The sequence below is a fragment of the Heliomicrobium undosum genome (assembly GCF_009877425.1).
In the GTDB taxonomy this organism is placed as follows: Bacteria; Bacillota; Desulfitobacteriia; order Heliobacteriales; family Heliobacteriaceae; genus Heliomicrobium; species Heliomicrobium undosum.
In genome coordinates this window covers 17,644-41,923 of sequence record NZ_WXEY01000006.1, presented here as the reverse complement: position 1 = coordinate 41,923, position 24,280 = coordinate 17,644, and the positions used below count along the sequence as shown (strand labels likewise).

The 24,280-nt window shown below is 57.4% G+C and carries 19 protein-coding genes and 1 pseudogene; 15 read left to right on the top strand and 5 right to left on the bottom strand.

Annotation, left to right across the window (positions count from 1 at the left end):
* Positions 1-226 precede the first annotated feature (226 nt).
* The 4 genes from GTO91_RS07620 to GTO91_RS07605 all read left to right on the top strand — a co-directional run bounded on the left by GTO91_RS07620 (position 227) and on the right by GTO91_RS07605 (position 5,674).
* The gene (locus GTO91_RS07620) at positions 227-841 is read left to right on the top strand and encodes a TetR/AcrR family transcriptional regulator (RefSeq protein WP_161257289.1); all 615 of its coding nucleotides are present in this window, start codon (positions 227-229) and stop codon (positions 839-841) included.
* A gap of 89 nt (positions 842-930) precedes the next feature.
* Positions 931-1,905, top strand: a complete 975-nt coding sequence (locus GTO91_RS07615; RefSeq protein ID WP_207708990.1) for an alpha/beta hydrolase fold domain-containing protein — start codon at positions 931-933, stop codon at positions 1,903-1,905.
* Between the two features lie 317 nt (positions 1,906-2,222).
* Positions 2,223-4,271 (top strand): methyl-accepting chemotaxis protein, encoded by a 2,049-nt coding sequence (locus GTO91_RS07610; RefSeq protein ID WP_161257284.1) that lies wholly within the window; start codon positions 2,223-2,225, stop codon positions 4,269-4,271.
* Positions 4,272-4,444: 173 nt separating this feature from the next.
* Positions 4,445-5,674, top strand: a complete 1,230-nt coding sequence (locus GTO91_RS07605) for an LL-diaminopimelate aminotransferase (protein WP_161257282.1) — start codon at positions 4,445-4,447, stop codon at positions 5,672-5,674.
* A gap of 174 nt (positions 5,675-5,848) precedes the next feature.
* On the opposite strand, the gene nudC is transcribed toward GTO91_RS07605, so the two are convergent.
* Complete coding sequence (gene nudC, locus GTO91_RS07600) at positions 5,849-6,658, bottom strand: NAD(+) diphosphatase (protein ID WP_161257279.1); 810 nt, start codon at positions 6,656-6,658, stop codon at positions 5,849-5,851.
* 137 nt (positions 6,659-6,795) lie between these two features.
* Positions 6,796-8,319 (bottom strand): phytoene desaturase family protein, encoded by a 1,524-nt coding sequence (locus GTO91_RS07595; protein WP_161257277.1) that lies wholly within the window; start codon positions 8,317-8,319, stop codon positions 6,796-6,798.
* Positions 8,320-8,563: 244 nt separating this feature from the next.
* On the opposite strand from GTO91_RS07595, the gene GTO91_RS07590 reads away from it, so the two are divergent.
* Positions 8,564-10,282: a methyl-accepting chemotaxis protein gene (locus GTO91_RS07590; RefSeq protein ID WP_161257274.1), complete on the top strand. Its 1,719-nt coding sequence runs from the start codon at positions 8,564-8,566 to the stop codon at positions 10,280-10,282.
* A gap of 81 nt (positions 10,283-10,363) precedes the next feature.
* Here the strand turns inward: GTO91_RS07590 and GTO91_RS07585 are convergent, their stop codons facing one another.
* Together GTO91_RS07585 and GTO91_RS07580 are read right to left on the bottom strand one after the other, a co-directional pair.
* Positions 10,364-11,668, bottom strand: coding sequence for a condensation domain-containing protein (locus GTO91_RS07585; RefSeq protein WP_161257271.1), 1,305 nt, complete (start codon positions 11,666-11,668; stop codon positions 10,364-10,366).
* Between the two features lie 276 nt (positions 11,669-11,944).
* Positions 11,945-12,427 (bottom strand): PaaI family thioesterase, encoded by a 483-nt coding sequence (locus GTO91_RS07580; protein ID WP_235919314.1) that lies wholly within the window; start codon positions 12,425-12,427, stop codon positions 11,945-11,947.
* Between the two features lie 120 nt (positions 12,428-12,547).
* Between GTO91_RS07580 and GTO91_RS07575 the strand changes: the two genes are divergently transcribed.
* The 9 genes and pseudogenes from GTO91_RS07575 to GTO91_RS07535 all read left to right on the top strand — a co-directional run bounded on the left by GTO91_RS07575 (position 12,548) and on the right by GTO91_RS07535 (position 22,126).
* The gene (locus tag GTO91_RS07575; protein WP_161257268.1) at positions 12,548-13,159 is read left to right on the top strand and encodes a YitT family protein; all 612 of its coding nucleotides are present in this window, start codon (positions 12,548-12,550) and stop codon (positions 13,157-13,159) included.
* A gap of 61 nt (positions 13,160-13,220) precedes the next feature.
* A complete protein-coding gene (locus GTO91_RS07570; RefSeq protein ID WP_161257266.1) occupies positions 13,221-14,084 on the top strand; it encodes a DUF6544 family protein in 864 nt (287 codons plus the stop codon).
* Positions 14,085-14,257: 173 nt separating this feature from the next.
* A complete protein-coding gene (locus tag GTO91_RS07565) occupies positions 14,258-15,214 on the top strand; it encodes an NAD(P)-dependent oxidoreductase (protein ID WP_161257264.1) in 957 nt (318 codons plus the stop codon).
* Positions 15,215-15,448: 234 nt separating this feature from the next.
* Positions 15,449-15,631 (top strand): annotated as a pseudogene (locus GTO91_RS18085) (ATP-binding cassette domain-containing protein); the annotation flags it as partial.
* 265 nt (positions 15,632-15,896) lie between these two features.
* Positions 15,897-16,523, top strand: a complete 627-nt coding sequence (locus GTO91_RS07555) for a TetR/AcrR family transcriptional regulator (protein ID WP_161257262.1) — start codon at positions 15,897-15,899, stop codon at positions 16,521-16,523.
* Positions 16,520-17,044, top strand: a complete 525-nt coding sequence (locus tag GTO91_RS07550) for a DUF2179 domain-containing protein (protein ID WP_161257260.1) — start codon at positions 16,520-16,522, stop codon at positions 17,042-17,044. The genes GTO91_RS07555 and GTO91_RS07550 overlap by 4 nt, the downstream gene beginning before the upstream one ends.
* 317 nt (positions 17,045-17,361) lie before the next feature.
* Positions 17,362-19,158: an aldehyde ferredoxin oxidoreductase family protein gene (locus tag GTO91_RS07545; RefSeq protein WP_161257258.1), complete on the top strand. Its 1,797-nt coding sequence runs from the start codon at positions 17,362-17,364 to the stop codon at positions 19,156-19,158.
* A 163-nt stretch (positions 19,159-19,321) separates the two neighbouring features.
* A complete protein-coding gene (locus GTO91_RS07540) occupies positions 19,322-20,884 on the top strand; it encodes an ArnT family glycosyltransferase (RefSeq protein ID WP_161257255.1) in 1,563 nt (520 codons plus the stop codon).
* A 135-nt stretch (positions 20,885-21,019) separates the two neighbouring features.
* Entirely contained in the window at positions 21,020-22,126 is a 1,107-nt protein-coding gene (locus GTO91_RS07535; RefSeq protein ID WP_328793754.1) for a glycosyltransferase family 2 protein, read from the top strand.
* A gap of 180 nt (positions 22,127-22,306) precedes the next feature.
* On the opposite strand, the gene GTO91_RS07530 is transcribed toward GTO91_RS07535, so the two are convergent.
* Positions 22,307-23,689: an NAD(P)-dependent oxidoreductase gene (locus GTO91_RS07530; RefSeq protein WP_161257253.1), complete on the bottom strand. Its 1,383-nt coding sequence runs from the start codon at positions 23,687-23,689 to the stop codon at positions 22,307-22,309.
* Positions 23,690-23,946: 257 nt separating this feature from the next.
* Between GTO91_RS07530 and GTO91_RS07525 the strand changes: the two genes are divergently transcribed.
* The gene (locus GTO91_RS07525; protein ID WP_161257252.1) at positions 23,947-24,264 is read left to right on the top strand and encodes a hypothetical protein; all 318 of its coding nucleotides are present in this window, start codon (positions 23,947-23,949) and stop codon (positions 24,262-24,264) included.
* Positions 24,265-24,280 lie beyond the last annotated feature (16 nt).

Here is a 24,280-nt window from a genome sequence, read left to right as displayed (position 1 = left end):
TCTATTTGAGGAGGGCAGGGACATAACCGTGAAGCACCTCGAGTGTCGACTAACGGCGATCGAGGTGCTTTTTTCTTTTGCCGTAATTCTATTGTTGCGCAACGAAGAAGACTGTGTTAATATCTAGACGGAAAGCAAAATTGTACGTAGTATAATAATATGCGTCGTATGGAAAAATAGCTCTTCAACTAATTGAGTTTGAGTTCGAATTAAGGAAGTGACAGATTTGACCCCCAACGAGTCAACGGGACCGGGGCGGATGGAACGAAAAAAGGAAGAGATGAAAAAGAAAATCATCGCCGTCACCCTGCGACTGCTCAAGCAGCAGGGATATGACGCAACGACGATGGAGCAGATCGCCCGGGAGGTCGATATCGCCAAAGGCACCCTCTACAACTACTTTCCGGTCAAGGAAGCGATCATCGACGAACACATCAAGCGAACATTTCGAGAAAAAAACGCCGAGCGGATGCTGCGCTTGCGGGAGTTGCCCGACACGCGAGCCCGCATGACCGCCATCTTTCACGAATTGATCGCAGGCGTGCTGGCGAATAAGGAATTTTTCGAGAAGTACATCGTCTACCGGATGCGCAACATGGTCTCCTTCCAACAGGACGACAGCGAGAAAAGCGGCTTTTTCCTGGTGGCTATGGAGATCATTCAACTGGGACAGAAGGACGGGGAGATTCGAGCCGATCTGCCGCCTTACGTGCTGGGCGATCTCCTGGAGTTCGCCTTCGTGGAGGTGGTGAAACAGTGCTATCTCGAACCGGAGGGCTTTTCCGTTGATCAGGCGATCACCCAATGTGTGGACCTGTTCATCAAGGGAGCCCAAGCGTAGGCGGCGCCCTAGGGTCACTGAAGTGTGCCTTCGGCGCGGAAATAACGGCGCCCAGAAGAATCAACCAATGGCGAGCGGAGGATAAACAGATGCCCAGCATCCAGGCCCATATGTTTCGTTTTGTATTGGAGCACCGCCATCTCTTGCGGTTTCAACACAAGCGGAGAGCCGTCTTTGACTTCAATACCTCCATTCCCGACTTTCGCGAAGACTGCGAAAAGGGCGCCCGGCTGTTCGGGAAACTTCCCGAGGGGATCGATGTAACGCCCGTCGACATCAACGGCATTCCGGCTGAGTGGATTCAAACCTCCCTTGGGAAGCGGGACAAGCTCATCGTCTATGTGCACGGCGGGGGATATGTATCAGGCTCTTGCAGCGATCACCGGGCGATTGTAGCGAGGATCGTCAAAAGCAGCGGCGTCACGGCGCTGCTCTTCGAGTACCGCCTAGCCCCCGAACACCCCTATCCGGCCGCCATCGACGATGCGGTGGCGGTCTATCGCTGGCTACTGGGCCAGGGTTTTTCCGCTTCCGATATGATGGTCGCCGGGGAATCGGCCGGCGGCGGCTTGGCCTTGGCGCTGCTGCTGGCCCTCCGGGATTTGGGGATCGCCCTTCCGGCAGCGGCGGTGGCTATCTCCCCCTGGACCGATCTGGCTTGCACCAGCGCATCCTACCGGACGAAGAACGCGGTGTCCCTGGCGCCGTTGAACTCTTGGACGGTCTTCAGCAAATACTACACCGGCGATATGGACCCGCGCCTGCCCTGGATCTCACCGCTCTATGGGGAGCTTCACGACCTTCCGCCCCTGTTGATCAATGCGATGAACTCTTTGACGATGCCCTCGCTTTTGCGCAGAAGGCGAGGGCGGCCGGTGTCGATGTCACCCTGCGCGTTGGGGAGCGCATGGTGCACTGCTATCCCTTTTTGCCCGCCTTCATCCCCGAAGCGCGGCAGGCCATGGACGAGATCACCGCCTTTATTCGGAAGCATCTTGTCCAAAGAAGTGTGCCTGCGACGAAGGCATAAGGATGATTCTCGAACACAAGAATATCTCTCTTAGGGATCTCACTTCCCCCGTCTTGTCGCAGGCTATGAAAAAAATGACGTGTAATAAAGAGGGAACCATCTCGGATTCACCGGGACGGTTCCCTCTTTATTACTGCGCCTACCGGACAAATGTTTCGCCACGCTCCGGAGACCATAAGTCAAGGAGTTCATTCGGAATGACCAAGAATTTTAGAGGTACTTTCTTGCACGCATAACTATTTTTTACAGAAATGGTTGACCGCTCATAACACATATTCTAAAGTAATGACAGAGCGGTTTTCTGGCTTTTGAGGGGAAAATTTGTGCTAGTGAAGCAGAGGGGACGAGCAGATGCGGATTAAAAACAAATTAACTGTCAGTTTCCTCGTCTTGACGGCGGTCTGCGCCGGCATTCTCGGCATCCTGGCGGCGGTCAAATCTGATGACGCCTTGACGCGGGCCGCTGTTCGAGACAGCGAACACATCACCGACTCGATCGAGAGCATGGTGGCCATCCGCCGAGCCGCCTTGGATGATCAGTTGAAGAGCAACATGCGAAAAGCCCAGGACGAATTGGCCGACTTGGGTGAACTCCGTCTCGAACCAAGAGAAGAGGCGCAAGTGGGCAAGTACACCCTTCCGGCGCTCTATGCCGGTAGCCAGCGGCTGACACTGGATACCGCTTTTGTGGACCATATCCAGAATATTGCGGGTGGTGTGGCGACCGTTTTTTTGCTGCAAGATAAGGGACTGGTGCGGGTGAGCACGAATGTCCTCGATAAAGAGGGCAAACGAGCCGTCGGCACCTCAATCAAAGAGGATTCTCCCGTGTACCAGGCGATTGTACATAAGCAGCCCTTTCAGGGACGCGCCTTCGTAGTGACCGGCTGGTATATCTCATCCTACACCCCCTTGCTCGACAAGCAGGGCCAGATCATCGGCGCGCTCTTCGTCGGCGTCAAGGAACAGGACCCCATCCTGGAGAAAGCGGTCTCCGATATCAAAATCGGGCAGTCGGGCTATGCCTCTGTCATGGATTCGAGCGGACGTTTTATCATCCACCCGTCTTTGCAGGGGAAAATCGGCAATGATCTGCCCTTTGTCCAGCAGATGATACAAGAAAAGAACGGATCGTTAACATACGGCTATCAAGGAAATACATATTTGGCCATCTTTCGTTACTTCGAACCTTGGGATTGGTATATCGTCGCCAACGTCAATAACGATGATTTGCGCGCCCAAGCATCCCGCCTGATCATGGCGCTGAGCCTGGCGGGGATGGTCATTGCAGGGATCACGACCGCGGCGTCGTTCGCACTGGCCAATTCGCTTGTCAAACCGATTTATCGCCTGAAGGATGTGATGGCGGCGGCGAGCGAGGGAGACTTGACCGTTCGCGCCGATAGCACAGGAACCGATGAGATCGGCGATCTCTCCCGGAGCTTCAACACCATGAACAGGGCCAACCGGGAGATAATCGAGGGGATGCGCGCTGCTGTGGACCGGATCCAATTATCAGTGCAACAGGTTACCCGCGCGATGGAGAACGCCAACAAGGGCATGGCGGAAATCTCCAGCGGCGTCGAGGGGGTTGCCGTGGACGCGGTGCATAACGCGGGCGCTTTAAAAGAGGCCGGCAGAGGCGCAGACGAGGTAGCGAATACGGCCCAAGTGGTGGCGGAATCGGCCGCATCGGCGAACCGGAACAGCGCCGTCGTCACGGAGCAGGCAAGAGAGGTCCTCCATGCGACAAAGGCCGTTGCAGAAACAATGGAGCATCTCGAAACAAGCCGCCAAGAGATTGCCGGCGTCGTCAAGGGCTTGGTGGAGGCGACAGCAGGCATTGCTCGATTTGTCGATATCATCAGCGGTATCGCCGGGCAGACGAACCTGCTGGCACTGAACGCGGCCATTGAGTCGGCCCGAGCAGGCGAGCATGGCCGAGGCTTCGCCGTTGTTGCCGAAGAGGTTCGCAAGTTGGCCGAGCAGTCAGCAACATCCGCCCAGGAAATCGTCCTCGTCATCTCTGCTATGGAAGCGAAAACCCGCAACGCCGTAGCGATGAGCGATCATACAGGGGAACAGATCATCGCTGCCGCCGGCCAGGTGAAGGCCATGGTGGAGAAGGTCCAGTCGATCGTTGCGGCGATTGGCCGTGTCAACGGCGGGATAGAGGATATGGCGGCAGCTGCGGAGGAACAATCGGCGCTGAGCGAAGAGATGACGGCGACGATCGGCGACTTGGCCGGTTCAACGGAGACGACAGCCGCGTTGGCCCGACAGATGGCGACAGGGGTGCAGAGCCAGGCGAGCACCCTGGCAGAAGTCGGGGAGACCATGGCGGAACTGGATAAGATGGCGCTCGACTTGTTTGAGAAGATCGAGCGGTTTCACATCTGACGTCACCAGGGAGAACAAGCGGCATCATCGAATCTTCTACATCGAAAAGCGCATAATAATGAAGTCTCCATGAACGAGATTCGAAGACAACCTGGGGCAGGGTTGAAAAATAAGATCCGCCAACGATATAATAAACAGAAAACGTACGTATAAAGAAAGGATTGAACATAACCATGGCGTTGGTGAACGAGAATTACCTGAAGCTTCCCGGAAGCTATCTGTTTTCCGAGATCGCCCGGCGGGTCAACCAGTTCAAAAAGGACAACCCCGAGGCCGACATCATCCGGCTCGGCATCGGCGATGTGACCCGGCCCCTCGTGCCGGCCGTCGTCGAGGCGATGAAAAAAGCCGTCGATGAGATGGGCCGCGCCGAGACCTTCCGCGGCTACGGCCCTGAGCAGGGCTATGACTTCCTCATCCAGCAGATCATCGAGAACGACTACAAGCCCCGCGGCATCGACCTTGGCATGGACGAGGTCTTTGTCAGCGACGGTTCCAAGTGTGATACGGCCAATTTCCAGGAGATCCTGGGCCTGGGCAACATCATCGCTGTGACCGACCCCGTTTACCCCGTCTATGTGGATAGCAACGTCATGGCCGGCCGCTCCGGCGTTTTCAACGAAAAGGGCCAGTTCGACGACATCGTGTACCTGCCCTGCACCGAGGCCAACGGCATGAAGCCGGAGCTGCCGAAGACGCGGGTCGACATGATCTACCTCTGCTTCCCCAACAACCCCACCGGCATGACCATGACGAAAGAGGAACTGAAGCAGTGGGTCGACTACGCCCGGGAAAACAAGTCCATCATTCTCTATGACGCCGCCTATGAGGCCTTCATCCAAGAAGCGCACATCCCCCGCAGCATCTATGAGATCGAAGGCGCCCGCGAGGTGGCTGTCGAATTCCGCAGCTTCTCCAAGACGGCCGGCTTCACCGGCAACCGTTGCGCCTTCACCGTGGTGCCCAAAGAGGTCATGGCGTATGACCGCGAAGGCAAAGCCTACAGCCTGAACGGGCTCTGGCTGCGCCGGCAGACGACCAAGTTCAACGGCGTCTCCTACCCGGTCCAGGCGGCTGCGGCGGCCATCTATACCGAAGCCGGCAAAGAGCAGGTCAAGGAGACCATCCAGTACTACATGGAAAACGCCCGCATCATCCGCGAAGGCCTCGTCGAAGCCGGCTACAAGGTCTTCGGCGGCGTCAACGCCCCCTATATCTGGCTGAAGACCCCCGACAACATGAGTTCCTGGGACTTCTTCGACAAGCTGATCAGCGTCGCCAACGTGGTCGGCACGCCCGGCGCCGGCTTCGGCGCCAGCGGGGAAGGCTACTTCCGTCTGACCGCCTTCGGCACCCGGGAAAACACGGTCAAGGCGCTGGAGCGGATCCGGACGCGGATGTAGGCATGATAACCGGCCGTTTTGCTTCGGCAGGCCGTGGATATCACCCTCATCAGGGCAGCGGGACAATCGCGCAGCCTATCGATAAAACAATAGAACAATAGAACGATAGAACAAGAAAGAAGCGACAAGGGGAACGATAACGCCCTCTTGTCGCTTCTTTTATATTCTTGGAGATTAGAGACTGGACGGCGAATCGCTGCGAGAGATGGATTCACGTTGGGTCGAGACAAACCAGTCGATCAGACGTTTGGCGATGCTGAAGCTCGTCGGCAACTGCGGCAGATCTTCGACGGAGAACCAGCCAGCTTCGACGATCTCCTTCTGGTCAATGGTGATCTCACCGGAGGCGTACTGTGCGGTAAACCCGATCATGAGCGAATCCGGATAGGGCCAGGGCTGGCTGCCAAAGTATTCGATCTGGTCAACATTGACGCCAACCTCTTCTTTGACTTCCCGCCGGACACATTCCTCCAGCGTTTCCCCCGGCTCGACGAACCCGGCGATGACCGTGTGCCAAGTGACGGCTTGAACCCGCCTCGGGCGCGCCAGCAAGATTTGGTCGCCCCGGGTGACGGCGACGATGATGGCCGGGGAGATCCGGGGATAGACGAGATGACTGCATTGTTCGCACTGCAACGCTAGTTCATGGGCGGCCATCTGCAGGCGGCTTCCGCAGCAGCCGCAAAACTGATTTTTTTTCAACCATGTCGAGATATGGAGCGCCCGGATGGCAAGCCAGAAGAGGTTGTCCGCAACACGCCCATAGAGCCGCCGCAGGTCTGTAAAGGAAAAGCCGGGTGGCTGCGCTGCGTCACCGAGCGCCGCCACGAAACCATCATTTCTGTCAGACAGACCGATCGGGGTGACACCGGTAAGTTCTACATTCATGGCGTCAATATCCCCTTGGGTAGGGATTTCGACCTTATCCTCCGCTTCTCTCACGAGAAGCATATTGTTGTGAAAGACAAACCAGGGGGAGCCCATCCTATCGCCGCCTTAATCGAATTGATGCTACTATATGTCATAGTAACATAATCGGTTGCGTGTGGGTAAGGCAACAGGATGATTGTCGAACATGCGGTTCTTTACGATGGCAACGTGACCTGAGACCGGAGAACCACTTACCCCGTCATCTGATCGGCCACGGTCATCCCTGACAAGGCTGTCCCCAAGGTCCCGGCGCCGGGAAAGACCGTATCGCCGCAGAACCAGAGATCGGACAGACCGGAGCGGACAGGATAGTTGTGCAGCCAACTGAAGGGACCGGTGGGGATGTAGCCGCCGACCTTGCCCTGATGGCGACCGGTGAAGCGCTCCCAGGTGACCGGTGTCCCCGGCAGGACCTGTTCGATAGTCGCCGGAAAACCGGGAAAGCTTCTGGCCACCGTATCGAGGATTCGCTGCTGGTACGCTGCCTTCAAGCTATCATAGCGACTGGGTTCCCACCACTGGGCCACGGCGGTATGGGTGGAAATGGTGATCGATCGTTTCCCCGCCGGTGCGAACAGCCGATCCTCCGGCGAGGAGAGGGAGAGCAGGAACTGATTTCCTTCTGTTGGCGGGAGGTCGTAGGATCCGATGAATTGATGAAAGAGACGGCTGTCTGGGGTGCTATTTTGATGGACCATACCGCTGCCGGGCAAGTTGCCCTCATCATTGCAGCCCAGATAGAGGACGAAAGCGCCCCAGGCCGGTCGGCGTTGTTCGTGCGCCGCATCGACGGCGACGGCTTTTCTGAGCCCTTCCGGGAGAAGTCGGTGGAGGCTGTGCAGTGAGTTGTTCAGGACCAGTTTTTTTCCCACAAACCCTTCGCCGTATTGGTTTGTCGCCAGCCAGCCGGCGGCCCTTCGTTCGACGGTCCGAATGTCACAGTGTCTTCGAATCTCGCCGCCATCTCCGATGATGGAGCGGGCCAAGTCCTCAGCCACCGAGGCGAGACCGCCTCGGATGGCGAAGGCGCCCCGGTGGAAGGTGGAGAGTGCGGCATAGCCCAAAAAGGCGGGACACTGTTCGGCTGTCGTCTGGACGCTGTCGATGAGTTGGCCGTTTAAAAAACAGAGAAAGCGCCGGGCTTTCTCCAGGTCGAAACGTTTCAGCCTGTCGGCGATCGTGCTCGTGAGAAAGGGCAATAAGCGGACGGTTTGACTGTCGGCCAGCGAGAGCAACCGGACGGCCGTTGCGGCGTCTGTTGGCGGGAAGAGGGGCCGCCTCCGGATGACCGGTTCGAGCAAGCGGGCGACCTGAAAGGCCTCTTCAAAAAAAGCGATGACGCGCGCGCTTTCCGTAGGGAACTGGCGGGCCGCCTCTACATACCAGTTCGCTTTCGAGCGCCAGTAGGGAAAAGCACCGTCGGGGAGATGGATATCCATGATCACCGGCGGTTCTTTCCATTCCGGTAAGGGGATGCGCAACCGGCTGTAAAGATCATGGAGAACCCCGCCTGGCTCGAAGCCCATCCCGACGGTTGCCCCGCTGGCAAAACGGTAGCCGCCCCGTTCAAACCTTCCGGCGCAGCCGCCCAGTTCTCCCGAGCGCTCACAGAGGAGGACGCGTTGTCCTTTGTGGGCCAGACAAGCAGCGGCAGTAAGACCGCCGAATCCGGCGCCGACGATGATAACGTCGTAGGGAATTGTTCGTTTTTTCATGGTACGCCCTCGTTTGACCTAATTTATCTCATTTGACCTCTTTGATTTCATTTGGCCGTATTTCACCTTGTTTTTCCATAATAGCCTTATTTGGCGGTTGAGCGGCATCTCGTGATGGAAAGAAGGCGATAGAGAAGAATTCCACGGCAGGCGACCTGCGGTAACGCAGGAAAAAACAGAAAAATGTCGAAAAAGTTCGACAGCGGCAATAGCGATTTAGTGATACCAAGGGGAGGCGTTGTTCTTGCAATGGTTTCGGGATTGGAAGGTAGCAAAAAAAGTCGCTAGCCTCGCAGTCGTTTTGCTTGTTTTCATGCTGGGGATCGGTTCTACCGGATACTTGGCCGGTCATCAGATGGCGAACCAAGCGCAGGAGTTATATAACGACCGGTTGTTGCCGATTCAATGGCTGAATACTTCCCGGGCCTATTTTCGGGCCATCGAAGCGAACGCCTGGCAACTGATTCTCGCTCCGTTGAGTCCGCAGCAGCAAAAAGATTTATTGGAAGATATTGAAAAGCGTACGATGCAGACGGATAAGCACTTAGCCGATTATGGAAATACGAAGCTTGACGATTACGAGCGGGACATCCTGCCCAAGTTGCAGGAGGAGATCAAACGCTACGGCGCGGAACGGGAAAGGGCCGTCGCGCTCGCTTTGTCCGGCAAGAAGCAGGAAGCCCATGCCTATTTTATTGAAAAGGCCATGCCTCGTCTTGTCCAGGCGAATGCCTATATCCGGGACTTGGTCGATTATAATGAAAAGACGGCCGAAGAACTGAAGCGAAGCACTGATGCGATGGCGGCCTCCTTCGATCGGATCACCATCGGTGTTACCCTGTTTGCCCTCGTCTTCGGCGCCTGGATCGCCTGGACAATCTCTCGAATCATCGTCCAGCCGCTGCGGGAGATGCTGAACAGCATCGCTAGGGATGATGACGGTTACATCACCATACAGAAAGTTTCTGTTTCGTCCTCTGATGAAGTGGGGGAACTGGCCAGGGGTCTAAATGATTTTACGGAGCAGGTCCGTTCAATCATCCGGAGTGTCGGCGGCTCGGCGGAACAGGTTGCCGCCGCCTCCGAGGAGTTGACAGCCAGTTCGGAACAGTCAGCGCTGACGACCAACCAGGTTGCCGCATCGATTACGGAAGTGGCGGCAAGCACGGAAGAACAGGTCAGTGCCGTCAATGATGCCATGGCGGTCATCGAGCAGATGTCGGCGGGCATTCAAGAGATATCGACGAACGCCAGTCTGGTGGCGGGAACGGCCCAGAAGACGGCATCCGCTGCTGACCACGGCGGCAAGGCCGTTGCAGCGGCGATCGGCCAGATGGCGAACATCGAGCAGACGGTCGGCTTCTCGGCCCGTGTCGTCGCGGAACTGGGCGAGCGCTCTGCGGCGATCGGGCAGATCATCGACACCATCTCCGGTATTGCCGGGCAAACCAACCTGCTGGCGCTCAACGCGGCCATCGAAGCGGCGCGCGCCGGAGAGCAGGGCCGCGGCTTCGCCGTTGTCGCCGAGGAGGTGCGCAAACTGGCCGAACAGTCGCAGGACGCGGCCAGGCAGATTGCCGATCTGATCGGCCGGATCCAGGCGGACACGGGCAGGGCGGTTGAAGCCATGGACAAGGGCGCCAGGGAGGTCAAGGTCGGAACGGAGGTTGTCAACGGGGCCGGCAATGCCTTCCGCGAGATCGTTAGCCTGATCAATCAGGTGACCGGTCAGGTGCAGGAGATCTCGGCGGCGATCCAACAGATGGCGGGCGGCAGCGAGCAGATCGTGCAGGCGGTCCGGTCCATCGACAGGCTGAGCAAGGACGTGGCCGGGCAGACGCAGACAGTGTCGGCGGCGACGCAGGAGCAGTCGGCCTCCATGGAGGAGATCGCCGCTTCCAGCGAGAGCCTGGCTAAGATGGCGCAGGATCTTCAGACGGTGATCCATCAGATCAAGGTGTAACGCCTAAAGGTGCAGCGGCGTCGCCCCATCAAGCGCCGCATTGGACGCCCGATGTGTAGCAAGCTCCTGACGGCGCCGATATCATGTCGTCGAGGGGAGCAAATCTTCCACTATCTTATCCAGGAAGTCCTGCATGTCTCTTTTGTCCACATCGGAGGCGTAGGCGTGAACAACCAGTGTCATGACCTGTTGATAGGTGCTCACCCCGAGCATAAAACCTGGCGCAAACATGGCGGGGGTGACCACATAGGCTTGGCTGGCGGTATGGGGCCCGAAGGCCAGCGGTTCGATGATACCGATGTTCGAGAGGTGGGGCGTGGCATGTTTCGTGTCAAGCACCTGGTTGCGAGAACGGTCAAACCAACCTTTCGTCTCTGTGAAGGGCATCATGCCGAACAGTTCGAACAAGAGGGCGATCGGGACTTCGGCCTGGCTTTGTTTCATGAGCGCGATCTGCCGGCTGAGACGCGCGAGGGTATCGAAAAAAGATTCGCCAGCGACGAAGGGGAACAGCGCGTCAAAAGCGGAAGAGACATTGGCGGCGACAGGGCGGTTGCCTTCCGGCATGCGGTCACGGAGGTCAACAGTCAGGCGGAGCGGCTGGGGTTGGTGTTCCGGGGTCCCGGTGAGGGCAAAAAGGGCGCGGTAGCATGCGGTCAGCAACAGGTCGTTGATCGTTGCGCCACGCCCTTTTGCGTACCCTTTTAAAGCCTGAAACTGGGCGGCGCCGAATGAGCGGGTCAGGAAAAAGGGCTCGCGGTTTTGCTGTTGCCGAGAGGGGAAGGACCAAGTCGGCGGCGGGGGCATTTTCGTCGGATCCCAGGCCTGGCGAGGGTCTTTGATGCCGAGTTTCTCCAGATAGGGTTCCACGTCCCGGCGCGGGATTTGATCGGAAAGGGTGGGGCGCTGTCCTTCACACAGCAGGGAATACAGGCGAGAGAGCAGGGATGCGCAGGTCTTCACGCCGCCGCCGTCGACGGAGGCGTGGTCCACTTTGAGGCATAAAAGGTCCCGGTCCTGCTCACGGAAGATTTTCGCCTGCAACTGCAAATCATGGCGGGAATCGGTCGCTTGGGCGATGAACGCACGCAGGTCTTCCTCCGGCTGCACCGTTTCGACGACGGGACAAAGGTTCAATGCGTCCAGATCTTGTCGGCGTTCCCAGTAGGCTGCTTGCGGGTGTTCCACAAACCGGCAGCCCAGCACCGGTTCTGCGTCCATGATGTGCCGGATGGCTGCTGCCAGGATACCGGCGTCGAGGTGTGCTTCAAAGGTGATTACCAAGTGGATCTGGTGATTCGAGGCGTATTCGCCGGCCAGGTAGTTGAACACGTCCTGACCATTCGCCGGCAGGCGGGTCGGAACGAGTGGTTGTGCTGATGTCATAAGCTTTTCCTCTTTCCCGTGCTTGTTGGTCTCCTTGTTCGATTCTCGTCTCGCGCCAGAGAAGTACGTCGCCAGATAAATCTTTCATAGACATAATACTGTAATGTCTATGATCATTCAAGCATTTTAGAAAATCGTCTACTAAAGAGCGGTGGATGGGAAGCCGAACATGGGGAATCCACTTCGTGCGGGGGAGAGATAAAGCGATAGGTCAAAATCAGGCCGATGGGCGCAACAAAAAAATTGTATGGAGGCAACGAAAAGAGGTGGATGGCCTTACTTCCGGTAGACGATCCCCTCCGCCACCGCCACCAGATCCTCTTCCTCGTCAAGGACCTCCATCCGGTAAAAACCGACCTTGCGCGTCTTCTTGTGTTCCCTGGCGACGGCGGTGAGGGTTTGGCCCTCGAAGGTGGCCTTCATGTAACTGATGTTGACGTTCAGCCCCAGCGCCGTCGGTCCGTGGATGTTGCTGGCCGCTGCGAAGACGATGTCGGCGAGGGTGAAGATGGCGCCGCCGTGGGTGACACCCTTGCCATTCAACAGCGGCGGGGTGACGCGCAGGCTGGCTCTGGCGAAGCCCGGTCCCACCTCGTCCAGGGAGATGCCCAGGTGTCGGGCCAAGGCGTCCCGTTCCATAAACAGCTGCCGGTATTGGGAGGAATCGATAGGGGTCTCTTCCTGTGTTTTATCCAGAGTACCCGGTTCTGTCTTCGGTTCCGTCCTCAGTTCCGTCTTCAGTTCCCTGCGTTCCGTCATCTGTTACCATTCCTTCCTTTTACTTGCCTATTACCATACCGCTGTGATATACAAAAGTAAAGGCATTGTCCGGCGAAGCGCGCGCGAACGAGCCTATCGCATCAGACAGGAGCGCCTGAGATGAAAAACCTGTTACACATCCTGCTCGGCTGCGTCGTCGCCGGCGCCGGCATTATTTTGCTCAAGCACGCCCATCTGGTGACCGGCGGCACTCCCGGGCTCGCCCTGAGCCTGTCCTATCTTCTGGGCGCTTCCTTTTCCGTGGTTTACCTCTCTGTCAACATCCCCTTTTACATCCTCTCAATCCTGCGCATGGGCTGGAGCTTTACACTGAAGACCTTGTTGGCCACGGGCATCTTGTCATCGATCACCATGGTCGACCGGCTGCTGCCGGATTTTTTCGTCCCCGATTGGGCCGGCGCCCTCTTCGGCGGCATCCTTGTTGGTTTGGGCCTGGCCTACCTCTTCATCAACGGCTCATCCCTGGGCGGCGTCAACATTCTCGTCATCTATCTCCATAAACAGTTCGGTTGGGATCCCGGCAAGAGCACCTTTGTTATCGACACGCTGATCGTTTTGTCCGGCCTCTACACGGTGGGATTGGCAAAAGGCTTTTTCTCTGTCCTCTCCGTCGTCATCCTGTCCTTTATCATCAGCCGCGCTAAGGGGCGGATCGCTATGCGGCGCCAGCAGGAGATGGTGGCGCCGTCGGTTTCACCGCCGATTTCGTGAATGAATGAACCTCCGGTAGCCGTATTTACACACAAAGTACGCATAGGAAGGAGTGAAAACGATGATGGCGGTCCTGCGTGGGTTGGTGGGTCTGCTTGCGATTGCGCTCGTTCTTGTCTTCGCAGTTGCATTTGTGTCGAAGATCCAGTTCAACCAGATGGTGAAAAGTGAGGTGACCGAACTGCTCCAATCCAGCGTCGCAAGCCGAGGCGGGGTCGTACAGAAAGCGGATCTGGAGCGGTTGCCTGGGCCCGTGCAAAAATGGCTGGAAAAGGCCCAGGTGGTGGGGAAGGAACGCATCCAGACGGTTCGGTTGAAACAGCGTGGGGCGATGCGAACCTCTCCGGAAGGCGCTTGGATGCCTGTCGAGGCGGAACAGTATGTTACCACCGCGCAGCCCCGGTTCATCTGGAAGGCGAACGTCCAGGCGGCGCCCTTCATCTCTTTGCTGGGAAGGGACAAGTATATCGATGGCTCAGGGGAGATGGTGATTAAGCTATTGGGGCTCGTGCCGGTGGCCAACGCCAGAGGCGAGGAAATGAATCAGGGGTCGATGGTGCGTTTCCTGGCGGAGATGGTCTGGTACCCGTCGGCGGCGCTGAATGACTACATACAGTGGGAAGCGGTAGACGACCACACCGCCAAAGCGACCATGCGTTACGGCGGAACAACGGAGACAGGTCTTTTTGGATTTAACGACAACGGGGACGTGGTTTCCTTCCTCGCCGATCGGTACATGGAGAAGGACGGGACGTACAGCCTGGAAAAGTGGTCGATCAATTCGACAGAGCACGAGGAAAAGAACGGGATCCGGATCCCGAACAAGTCGTCCGTGACATGGAGGTTGAGCGCAGGCGACTTTGAGTGGTTTCGGTTGGAAGTCATCGCGGTGGAATACAACGCTGTCGATGGTTCGATGCAATGACGGGGCTGCCGCCGCGCCATGCTTCACTGGCGCGGCGGCAGTTTTTTCGAGGGATAATCGAACCGCTCAAGGGAAAATTATCACTAATGATAGGGTTGCTGGGTAAATTGACAGCTCCTTCAGGCAGTTTTATACTAAAAATAGCATTCACAAAATCACTCAGGGGGGTCACTATGAAGAAGACAGTCATCCTCAACCTGGCGAAGTTGAACTACGACCACAAGATTGACCTGTCCCCGATCTCGGCGCTGACCACCGTCACCGCCTATGACAGCAGCAACCCGGAAGAGATCATCGAACGGTTGCAAGGCCAGGACATCGCCATCACCAAGGAGCTGCCCGTGGGGAGAGACCTCATCGAGCAATTCCCCCCATCGGTTAAATTGATCTGTGAAGCCGGAACCGGCTTTAACAACATCGACCTGGCCGCCGCCAGGGAAAAGGGCATCACCGTGTGCAACGTTCCCGGCTACAGCACCGAAGGCGTCGCTCACCTGGCCATCACCTTCATCTTGAACCACAGTTCCTCCCTGTCGCGCCAGCAGATCATGCTCAGCCAGAAGAATTACATCAACTTCACAACACACCTGACCGTGCCACACTTCGAGGTGAACGGGAAGACCCTCGGCGTCATCGGCGGCGGCGCCATCGGCCGGGAAGTGATGAAGGTGGCCGTGGCGCTGGGGATGAATGTCCTCGTCTACGACCCCATGCCGCGCGATTGGGGCAACCCCCGGATCCAATCGGCCAGCCTGGAGGACCTGCTCCGGCAGAGCGATTTTGTCACCCTCCATTGCCCCCTCATGCCGGAAACACGGCACCTGATCAACAAAGAGCGATTGAGCCTGATGAAGCCGACGGCCTATCTCGTCAACACCTCCCGGGGTCCCCTCGTCAAGGAAACGGACCTGATCGAGGCGCTGCAGCAGGGTAAGATCGCTGGCGCAGCCCTGGATGTGCAGGAAGTGGAGCCCTTGTCGCCGGACAGCCCCCTGTTCACGCTGGACAACCTAGTCCTCACCCCCCATATCGGCTGGCAGCGCCTAGAGTCGCGGCAGCGGCTGTTCCAGTTGATGGCCGGCAATATCGAGGCCTTCTTGAAGGGTACGCCCGTCAATGTGGTGAGCTAGACACTGGTGTAATATCATTGCGAAGAACCGTTTCCACGCTAAAAAAGCTGGGACGGTTCTTCTTTTCAACAGAAAGGGTAGGCACGCTTATGATTGTGCCCGCTTTGACAAATGGATGTAACAGGCATATGATAGACCATGTGGTCTAGACCGAGTGGTTTATCCGGTCTCGTTTCAGGTGAGCAGACCTCTACCATGCGGCATCGCCTCGCTACATTCGCCTCGTGACGATTGTCTATCGACCCCCGGCGGCTGTTGGAACGGGTGGGGCTCGGCGAGGCCATGGACATGCGGGTCGGCGCCTACTCCAAGGGGATGAAACAGCGGCTCGTCTTTGCCCGTTCCCTCCTCAACCGCCCCGATTATCTCTTCCTGGACGAGCCTACTTCCGGCCTGGATCCGGCGACGGCGCGGATAGAGCCTGCTGACCCTTGTCTATTCTGTGGCCGCATCACTGCTGTCGTGGCCTATTTCGCCGCCGCAGGATGGCAGTGGCTTTTTTACCCCTTCCCGCACTATTGGATTTACCGGCTCTTGAAGGCCTTGCTGGTCGACGGGCAGACGCAGTTTGCCGGCCTTTTCATGGTGACGCTGGTCATGAATGCATTGCCGCTGCTGCTGTTGCTGCCGATGCTGAAGCAACGGTTGCGCTTGCGATAGCGTGAGAGAGAAGGAACGAGACGTGATAGAAAGCCATTTTGAAAAAAAGCAGGCCCTGCTGGAGGCCGCCCTCGACGAATTCACCGCGTACGAGTATGATGAGGCGTCGCTAAACCGCATCATCAAGCAGGCCGGTGTCAGCAAGGGAAGCTTCTACCATCATTACGAAGACAAACTGGAACTTTATCTCTCCCTGATGGCGGAGGTCTCCCGGGCCAAGGTGGACTTCTTCCAACAGTGGCAGGCGGCCCACCCTGATGCGCTGGCGGGGAAGGGGTTTTTCGAATTGTTGAAACAGCAGGGGAAAATTGCCTTGCTCTTTGCCCGGGAGTACCCCCAATATGCGCAACTGGGCCAACGATTTATTGTAGAGAAGAACAAGGATGTCAAAGCCTACGTCTGGGAAAAGCTCGGCCAGGGCGCGGAGGATTACCTGCGCCCCCTCATCGAAGGCGCGATCGCCCGTGGGGAGTTGCGCGGCGATTTTCCGCCGGCGTTGATTCACAAGTTGCTGTCTTATCTGCTGAACCACTTTGACCGGATCATTCCCTATGACCGGACAGCGGTAGACTATGAAGAGTTGCTCAGCGACTATGAGCGCTATCTGGACTTCATTCAACATGGGTTGGGCAAGGGGGGAGACAATTGACTATTGAACTGATCGTGGGTTATTTCGTCGTTTTTTTTGCTCGCATTTTGGATGTCTCCATGATGACCTTGCGGACGCTGATGGCCATGCGCGGAAACAAGGCCTGGGCCGCCGCCTTCGGGACTGTGGAAGTGCTGGTGTACATAACGGTGCTCAAATACCTGATCAACACCCTGGACGATCCCGTCAGCCTCATCTTTTATGCCCTGGGCTTCGCCGCCGGGAATGTCGTCGGCATCTGGATCGAAGAGAAGCTGGCCTTCGGCTTTTTGACGATGCAGGTAATCACCATGGAGGAGCCCTTTTCCTTCACTGACTCCCTGCGGGGTCGAGGCTTCGGCTTGACGCTCTTTCCCTGTCAGGGCCGCGACGGTTGCCATCACACCCTCAACATTGTCTTTGAGCGAAAAAGGTTGAAGGAATTGGAGAAGTTGATCCGGGACTGGGACGCCAACGCCTTCATCACCGTGTTGGACACGCGGACCATTCGCGGCGGTCATTTTCGAGCGACGAGGAAGTAAGAGAAAAGCTGTGATCAAAAGAAATAGCCTCAACGAATCGGCAGGTCTCTCTGGTCCTGTCTGATTTTTTTTAATTCAATTGATGGTATCTATTACGAATTAAAGCTGAATCGAGGGTTTCAAATATGCACAAAAAAGCATATTTCCAAAATTTTTTAACTTTTTTCACATTGCAGGCAGGGATTTGCGTGAACTTGTCAAATTATTTGAATCAAGTGATAGCGATATCAAGTTTATCTTTGTGCGAACGAACGATGAGGACAAGCGCCAAAACCGGCGTTTATTGAACTACTGACTACACAAAAGGAGGGCTTTTCATGAACGCCTACGTGGGCACGGTGCTTCGCATCAATCTTTCGGAAAAAACGATCAAGTGCGAACCCTTGGATGTGGACGTGGCGAAAAAGTTTATCGGCGGCCGGGGTCTCGGCAGTTATCTGCTGTCTCAAGAGATTGATCCCGCCATCGACGCGCTGAGCCCCGAGAACAAGGTCTTCATCACGACGGGCCCTTTGACGGGCACAAACGTGCCGACCGGCGGTCGCTACATGGTGATCACCAAGTCGCCCCTGACCGGCACCATCGCCTGCTCCAACTCGGGCGGTTTCTGGGGACCGGAACTGAAAAACGCCGGCTATGACATCGTCGTCCTGGAAGGCAAGTCGGAAAAGCCCGTTTACATCAGCATCCAAGACGACAAGGTGGAGATCCGCGACGCCGGCCATCTCTGGGGGATGAAGGTGAACGAGGCGACGGACACGCTGTTAGAAGAGGCGGGCGATCCGAAGGCCCGCGTCCTCTGCATCGGCCCGGCCGGGGAAAACCTATCGCCCATGGCGGCGGTGATGAATGACCGCTTCCGCGCCGCCGGCCGCTCCGGCGTTGGCGCTGTCGTCGGTTCGAAAAATGTGAAGGCCATCGTCGTCCGCGGCTCCGGCAAGGTGCAGTTGGCTGATGCGGAGCGGATGAAGGGGCTCCTGAAGGGCGTCATGGCCAAAATCCGGGAAAACGGCGTCACCGGACAGGGCCTTCCCACCTACGGCACGGCAGTACTCGTGAACATCATCAATGAGAGCGGCGTCTTCCCCACGCGCAACTTCCAGACAGGCGTCTTTGACGATGCGGAAGCTATCTCCGGCGAGACGCTGGCCGAGAAATACCTCCTGAAAAAGGATCCCTGCTACCGTTGCCCCATCGCCTGCGGCCGTTACACCAAGGCCGATGAGATGGAAGGCGGCGGACCCGAGTATGAAACCATCTGGTGCTACGGTTCCGACTGTGGCATCAATGATATGAAGGCGATCATCAAGGCCAACCACCTTTGCAACGAGTACGGACTGGACACCATCTCGGCTGGCGCCACCATCGCCTGCGCCATGGAACTCTTTGAAAAAGGCTATATCAAGGCCGAGGAAGTGGACGGACCGGAACTGGCCTGGGGCAACGCCGACGCCATCGTCGAGTGGACGAAGAAGATGGGCGCTGCCGAAGGTTTTGGCGCCAAGCTGGCCATGGGTTCCTACCGCCTGGCCGACTCCTACGGCGCCCCCGAGTACTCGATGACTGTCAAGAAGCAGGAACTGCCGGCCTATGACCCGCGCGGCATCCAGGGTCATGGCGTCCAGTACGCCACATCGAACCGGGGCGGTTGCCACGTGCGCGGCTACATGATCTCGCCGGAGATCCTGGGCCTGCCGGAAAAACTGGACCGTTTCTCTCTGGAAGGCAAGCCGCTCTGGGCGAAGATCTTCCAGGATTTGACCGCCTCCATCGACGCCACCGGCATGTGCCTCTTCACATCCTTCGCCCTCGGCGCCGGCGACTACGCCGACCTGCTGAGCGCAGCCATGGGTGTCGAGTGGACGGCCGATGAGGTGCTGGCGGCCGGCGACCGCATCTACAACCTGGAGCGCCTCTTCAACATGCAGGCCGGGCTGACGAAGGCCGATGACACGCTGCCGAAGCGCCTGCTGGAAGAGCCGCTGCCGGAAGGCCCCTCCAAGGGCTGGGTGCACAAGCTGGACGAACTGCTGCCCCTCTATTACGAGGTCCGCGGTTGGGACGCCGACGGCGTGCCGACGAAGGAGAAATTGCAAGCGCTGGGGCTGGAATAAGCATAACGATGAATGGATTGACAGGGGAGGCCGAGGCCTCCCCTGTTTGTTTTTCCTTTCCGCGTCCCGGCGCGCAAACGCGGTGGGCGAGGGCTTTTTTGCTTGTAAAGTGGATATTCTATGGGAGGATTTGGGCCGGGTACGGGAAGGATGGTTTCGCCGGTTGATTCGCTCGTTTGGCAAAACCCTTGAAAACCTTGTTGGCAATCTTCTCAATCACGCTGCCGATCGGCGTGCCGATTTGGCGGAACGGCATTATTGGTTCTCTTGGGTGCTCTTGTTGCTGGTGGCGCTGATCAATCTCTTTTATCATCTGGGCAGTTTCTCTATTTGTGATTGGGACGAGGCTCGCCATGGTGTCAGCGCCTATGAGATGATCCGAAGCGGCAATTACATCGTCAACACCTACAATTTTGAACAGGACTACTGGAACCTGAAACCGCCCATCAGTTTCTGGGCCATCGCTGCCGGCTACGCGGTGGCCGGTTTCAATCCCTGGGGGATGAGGCTGGGGTCGGCGGTTGCCGCTTTGTTGACCATCCTGGCGGTCGGCTGGTTTGTCCGCAGGCAGTATGGGAATCTGGCGTCGCTGCTTTCGATGACGGCGCTTGTCACGACGCCGCAGTACATCCTCTGGCACAGCGCCCGGCGGGCCGATGCGGACTCGCTCTTCGTCTTCTTTTTCACCCTGTCGATCCTGGCGTTGTTGCTGTCGAACAAGCACCGGCGCTGGCTCTATCTTTCGGGGTTTGCCTTTTCGTTGGCTTTTTTGACCAAGAGTTGGCACGCCATCAGCATTGCTGTCATCTCAGGTATGTACCTGCTGCTGACGGGGATGTTGTTCCGGTTGCGGTATAAGGAGGCCGGAGGATACCTTTTTTGCGCAGCCGGGTCGATTCTTTTGTGGGCGTCCGCCCGTCTGGCTGTCGACGGACCCACGTTTTTTACGGAGATGGTCTCCTTCGATCTCCTGGCGCGAACGTCCACCCCGCTGGAGGGGCATGTGGGCGATGGCTGGTTTTATTTTCATATCTTACAGATGTGGTATTATCGCTGGCTTCTCCTCTTGGCTGCCGGCGGTGTCGTTTTTCTCGTGTTGCGGAAGAAGCGGCCTGTACTGATCGAGCAGCGCGATACCGCCCTCGGACTGTTCCTGTGGCTGGTTGTTCCCTTTTTTCTGTTCAGCCTGGCGAAGACGAAGATTGAGTGGTATATCCTACCCATCTATCCGGCCTTCGCCGTCATCATCGGCGCCATTACGGCCTCTGTTTTACGGGAATATAGCGACGTCAAGACGCCTTTCTTGCACGGCCATGGCGAGAGCGCAGCGGTAGTTTGGAGAGTGGTATTGTCCTCCGTCATCGTCGCGCTGTTCCTGTTTTCAGCGATTCCCTATGAACAGGCGATTTTGAGGCATATCCAACATCCGGAGGCGGAGGCCGATCATTTTCAGGCGCTGCTGAAAGACCTGGGGTCGCGAACAGAATACCGGGGCGGGCCGATGACGCAGCTAGGCCCATGGCGGCAGTCGCATCTGTTGGCGGCAGAACTCTATGGGGACTGGCGAGCCCGGACGATAACGGTTGAGGAATACCTGAGGGAGAGAAGGGGCTTGCTCGTGTTGGGAAACAACGAAGACAACCGGCGTCTGGTCTTCAAGGAGCGATTGCATGTGGTGGCGGAGAACAGCGATTACCTGATCGCCGCCCCGGATGGTGAGCGGTAACCAGGGCGCCTTCTTTCTCCGGGTAAAGGTTGTTGGAACTAGCGGAAATGGAAATACTGATCAGGAAGTGTCTGACTCGGATAAGGATGACTCAAATGGGTCTGACGAGTGTTGTGACGGTAGGGGATGAACGTGGTGGCTACCACCGGGGATAAGGGTGAAGATGATCGCCCTGTCTTATCCATCGTGGCGCCTTGTTATAATGAAGAGGCGGTTTTGCCGGAAACGGCGAGGCGTCTAATCGGTGTGTTGGAGGGGCTTGTAGGCAACCGGCTCATTTCGCCGCAGAGCATGGTCCTGTTCGTCGATGACGGCAGCAGCGATCGGACATGGGAACTGATCGAGAACTTGCATGCCACTGAGCCAAGTGTCAAGGGACTGAAGCTTGCCCGGAACGTAGGGCATCAGTATGCATTGCTGGCCGGTTTGCACCGAGCCGGATGTTGTTCGGACTGTGTCGTGTCCATTGACGCCGACCTGCAGGATGATGTCAGCGCGATAGAAGCCTTTGTAAAAAAATATCACGAAGGCTATGATGTGGTGTACGGCGTCCGGCGCAAACGGGAGAAGGACAGCTTTTTCAAGCGGCAGTCGGCCCAAGGATTTTATCGATTGATGCGGCGGATGGGTGTCGATATTGTCTATGATCATGCCGACTACCGGCTGCTCAGCAGACGGGTGCTGAAACACCTTGAAGATTTTCGGGAGGCGAACCTGTTCTTGCGCGGGATCATCCCGCTGATCGGTTTTCCCTCGACCTGTGTCTATTATGATCGGATGGAACGGTTTGCGGGCACATCGAAGTACCCGCTGAAAAAGATGCTGGCCTTCGCCTTTGACGGGATCACGTCCTTCAGCGTCAAGCCGATCCGGGTGGTTACCTTTCTGGGGATGATGATGCTGGTTGTCAGCCTGTCGGCGGGATTGTATCTGGCGGCTCAGGGGTTGATCGGGCAACCCGTTCCCGATGGGTCCTTTCTGATGTTTTCCATCTGGTTTGTCGGGGGTGTGAACCTGCTGGGCATCGGGCTGAATGGCGAGTACATGGGCCGGATCTACCGGGAAGTGAAGGATCGCCCCAAGTACATCGTAGAACGCGATCTGCTGGCCTCGGAACCTGCCGGGGGACGGTCGCTTCCGGGGCTGCCGGGGTCGTCGGGAAAAGGGGCTGCCTTGCCGGAAAGCGGTGGAGCGACCGTTCCAGGGCAGGTTATTTGGGAATCTCCCGAGGTGACCCTGTAGAATGGATGGAAGTGTAGTTGTTCAAATGAATGTCCGGTGAATGCCCGGTGAAAGCCCGGTGGAACAATGCGCGCTGTTCCGGCATGAGCAGAAAAACCCCTGCGCCTCCCAATGGGGAAGGACACAGGGGTTTTGCCTTATTCATCTGGAACGGATAGCGAAGGCAGGCGCTCTTTTGGGTTACATGCCGCACTCTTCGATCAATTTCTTGGCTTCGACGTACATGGCAATGCCGGCGGCCACTTTTTTCGCTTCCTTCATGGCCAGGACGACGGTGGCCGGTTCGTGGACCACGTCGCCGCCGGCGAAGACACCCCGCCGGGTGGTCATGCCATAGGGGCGCTCCCGGGTGATCACGTAACCGTTGGGGTCGACCTCGATGCCGCCGGCTGTGGAGATGATCCGCGCGGCAGGGCGCTGGCCGATGGCGAGGATGATCTTGTCGGCGGGCAGCGTCTGCCGATCCCCTGTTGCGACGAGTTGGTTCGCCTCGTTGATGGCCATCGACTCCAGTTCGATGGCGGTCACTTTTTCGTCGCCAAGGAAACGGGCCGGCGAGGACATCCAGCGGAAGGTGACGCCTTCGGCGCTGGCGTGCTCGAACTCGCTGCGCAGCGCCGTGATCTCCGACTCGCCGCGGCGGTGGACGACGGTGACGCCGGAGGCGCCGAGCCGCAGGGCGGTCCGGGCGGCGTCCATGGCCACGTTGCCGGCGCCGATGATGAAGACCTTGTCGCCGATGGAGACGGGGATTTCACGCGGGCTGATCTTGCCGCTGTTGGCCAGGGCGACGATGCGCAGGAAGTAGGAGGCCTGCACGACACCGGCCAGGTCGTTGCCGGGGATGTCGAGCCGTTTGGGCAATGCGGTGCCGGTGCCGATGAAGACGGCATCATAGCCCTCATGGAGCAGCTGGTCGATGGTGATGTCCTGGCCGACGAGCACCTTGTTGCGGAAGGTGACGCCGAGGCGCTCCATCTTGTGGATCTCCCGGCGCACCACCTCTTTGTTCAGGCGGAAGTCGGGGATGCCGTAGATGAGGACGCCGCCGGGTTCTTCCTGGGCGTCGAAGACGGTCACGTCGAAGCACTGCTTGGCCAGGTCGCCGGCGACGGTCAGGCCGGCGGGGCCGGCGCCGATGACGGCCACCTTGCCCTTGCCATTGTTTTGGACAGGGCAGGCTTCGGGCTGGGTGATCTCCATCTCGGCGTCAAAGTCGGCGATGAAGCGCTCCAGTTTGCCGATCTTGATCCCTTCGCCTTTTTTGTTGAGGACGCAGCGGCTCTCGCACTGCTGCTCATGGGGGCAGACGCGGCCGCAGACGGCGGGGAGGTTGCTGCGGCGGGCGATGATGGCGCTTGCCTCGCCGATGTTGCCGTTGGCCAGGGCTTTGATGAACTGGGGGATCTCGTTTTCAATGGGGCAACCGGCGCGGCAATGGGGCTTGGCGCAGTCGAGGCAGCGCTTGGCCTCGGCGATGGCCTGGCGCGGTGTGAACCCCTTGTCGATCTCCTCGAAGGAGAGATCGACCACGTCGAAGTCGCTTTTTTTATCGATGATCATATGAAATCACCTGTTCGAAAAAAATCAAGGATGCCAGACAACCTGGAATAAAAATTATTCCATATCGGTTTGAAGGAATCCTTCCGCATCAGGGGACTTTTCATTATTTCTTCAAAGGTTATTCATAGATTGCATGTCCGAAAGAAAGCATGTATGTTAAGAGTGTGATCTGAATTGCGCAAAGTGTACGTGGAAAGGCGAAGCTACGTTATACTTTGTTATAAGGAACATCAAGGGTTGGACATAAGGGGGTTGCAATGAGTACCACCGGCTTTTCTGCCTCTCCAGCGAAGGATTGGGGGGAACTCGCGGAGCGGATGCGTTTGTTGAGCGAACGCAGCGTACGATTCAGTCAACAGATCCCCCAGGTTCAGACCAACATTCGGGAAGCTCAGCAGAGCATGGTCGTTGTTCGAAGCGCGATGGCAGAAATCTGCTGGGAGGTAAGCCAGCAAGCGGGGATGCTCTCATCGGTGCTGGTTACGCTCAATGAAATCGGCCTTACCGGTCCTCAGGCCAATAGAGCCTTTCTGGGAACATTCCCGAGGATGCAGGGACGCGTGGTAAACGAATAACCAGGGCAGAAAGAGG

Excerpts from the sequence above, each read along its gene's own strand:
- GTO91_RS07615 (WP_207708990.1), top strand. The coding sequence starts at position 931 with ATGCCCAGCATCCAGGCCCATATGTTTCGTTTTGTATTGGAGCACCGC.
- GTO91_RS07610 (WP_161257284.1), top strand. The coding sequence starts at position 2,223 with ATGCGGATTAAAAACAAATTAACTGTCAGTTTCCTCGTCTTGACGGCG.
- GTO91_RS07605 (WP_161257282.1), top strand. The coding sequence starts at position 4,445 with ATGGCGTTGGTGAACGAGAATTACCTGAAGCTTCCCGGAAGCTATCTG.
- nudC (WP_161257279.1), bottom strand. The coding sequence starts at position 6,658 with ATGGGCTCCCCCTGGTTTGTCTTTCACAACAATATGCTTCTCGTGAGA.
- GTO91_RS07595 (WP_161257277.1), bottom strand. The coding sequence starts at position 8,319 with ATGAAAAAACGAACAATTCCCTACGACGTTATCATCGTCGGCGCCGGA.
- GTO91_RS07585 (WP_161257271.1), bottom strand. The coding sequence starts at position 11,668 with ATGACATCAGCACAACCACTCGTTCCGACCCGCCTGCCGGCGAATGGT.
- GTO91_RS07580 (WP_235919314.1), bottom strand. The coding sequence starts at position 12,427 with ATGACGGAACGCAGGGAACTGAAGACGGAACTGAGGACGGAACCGAAG.
- GTO91_RS07575 (WP_161257268.1), top strand. The coding sequence starts at position 12,548 with ATGAAAAACCTGTTACACATCCTGCTCGGCTGCGTCGTCGCCGGCGCC.
- GTO91_RS07570 (WP_161257266.1), top strand. The coding sequence starts at position 13,221 with ATGATGGCGGTCCTGCGTGGGTTGGTGGGTCTGCTTGCGATTGCGCTC.
- GTO91_RS07565 (WP_161257264.1), top strand. The coding sequence starts at position 14,258 with ATGAAGAAGACAGTCATCCTCAACCTGGCGAAGTTGAACTACGACCAC.
- GTO91_RS07545 (WP_161257258.1), top strand. The coding sequence starts at position 17,362 with ATGAACGCCTACGTGGGCACGGTGCTTCGCATCAATCTTTCGGAAAAA.
- GTO91_RS07530 (WP_161257253.1), bottom strand. The coding sequence starts at position 23,689 with ATGATCATCGATAAAAAAAGCGACTTCGACGTGGTCGATCTCTCCTTC.
- GTO91_RS07525 (WP_161257252.1), top strand. The coding sequence starts at position 23,947 with ATGAGTACCACCGGCTTTTCTGCCTCTCCAGCGAAGGATTGGGGGGAA.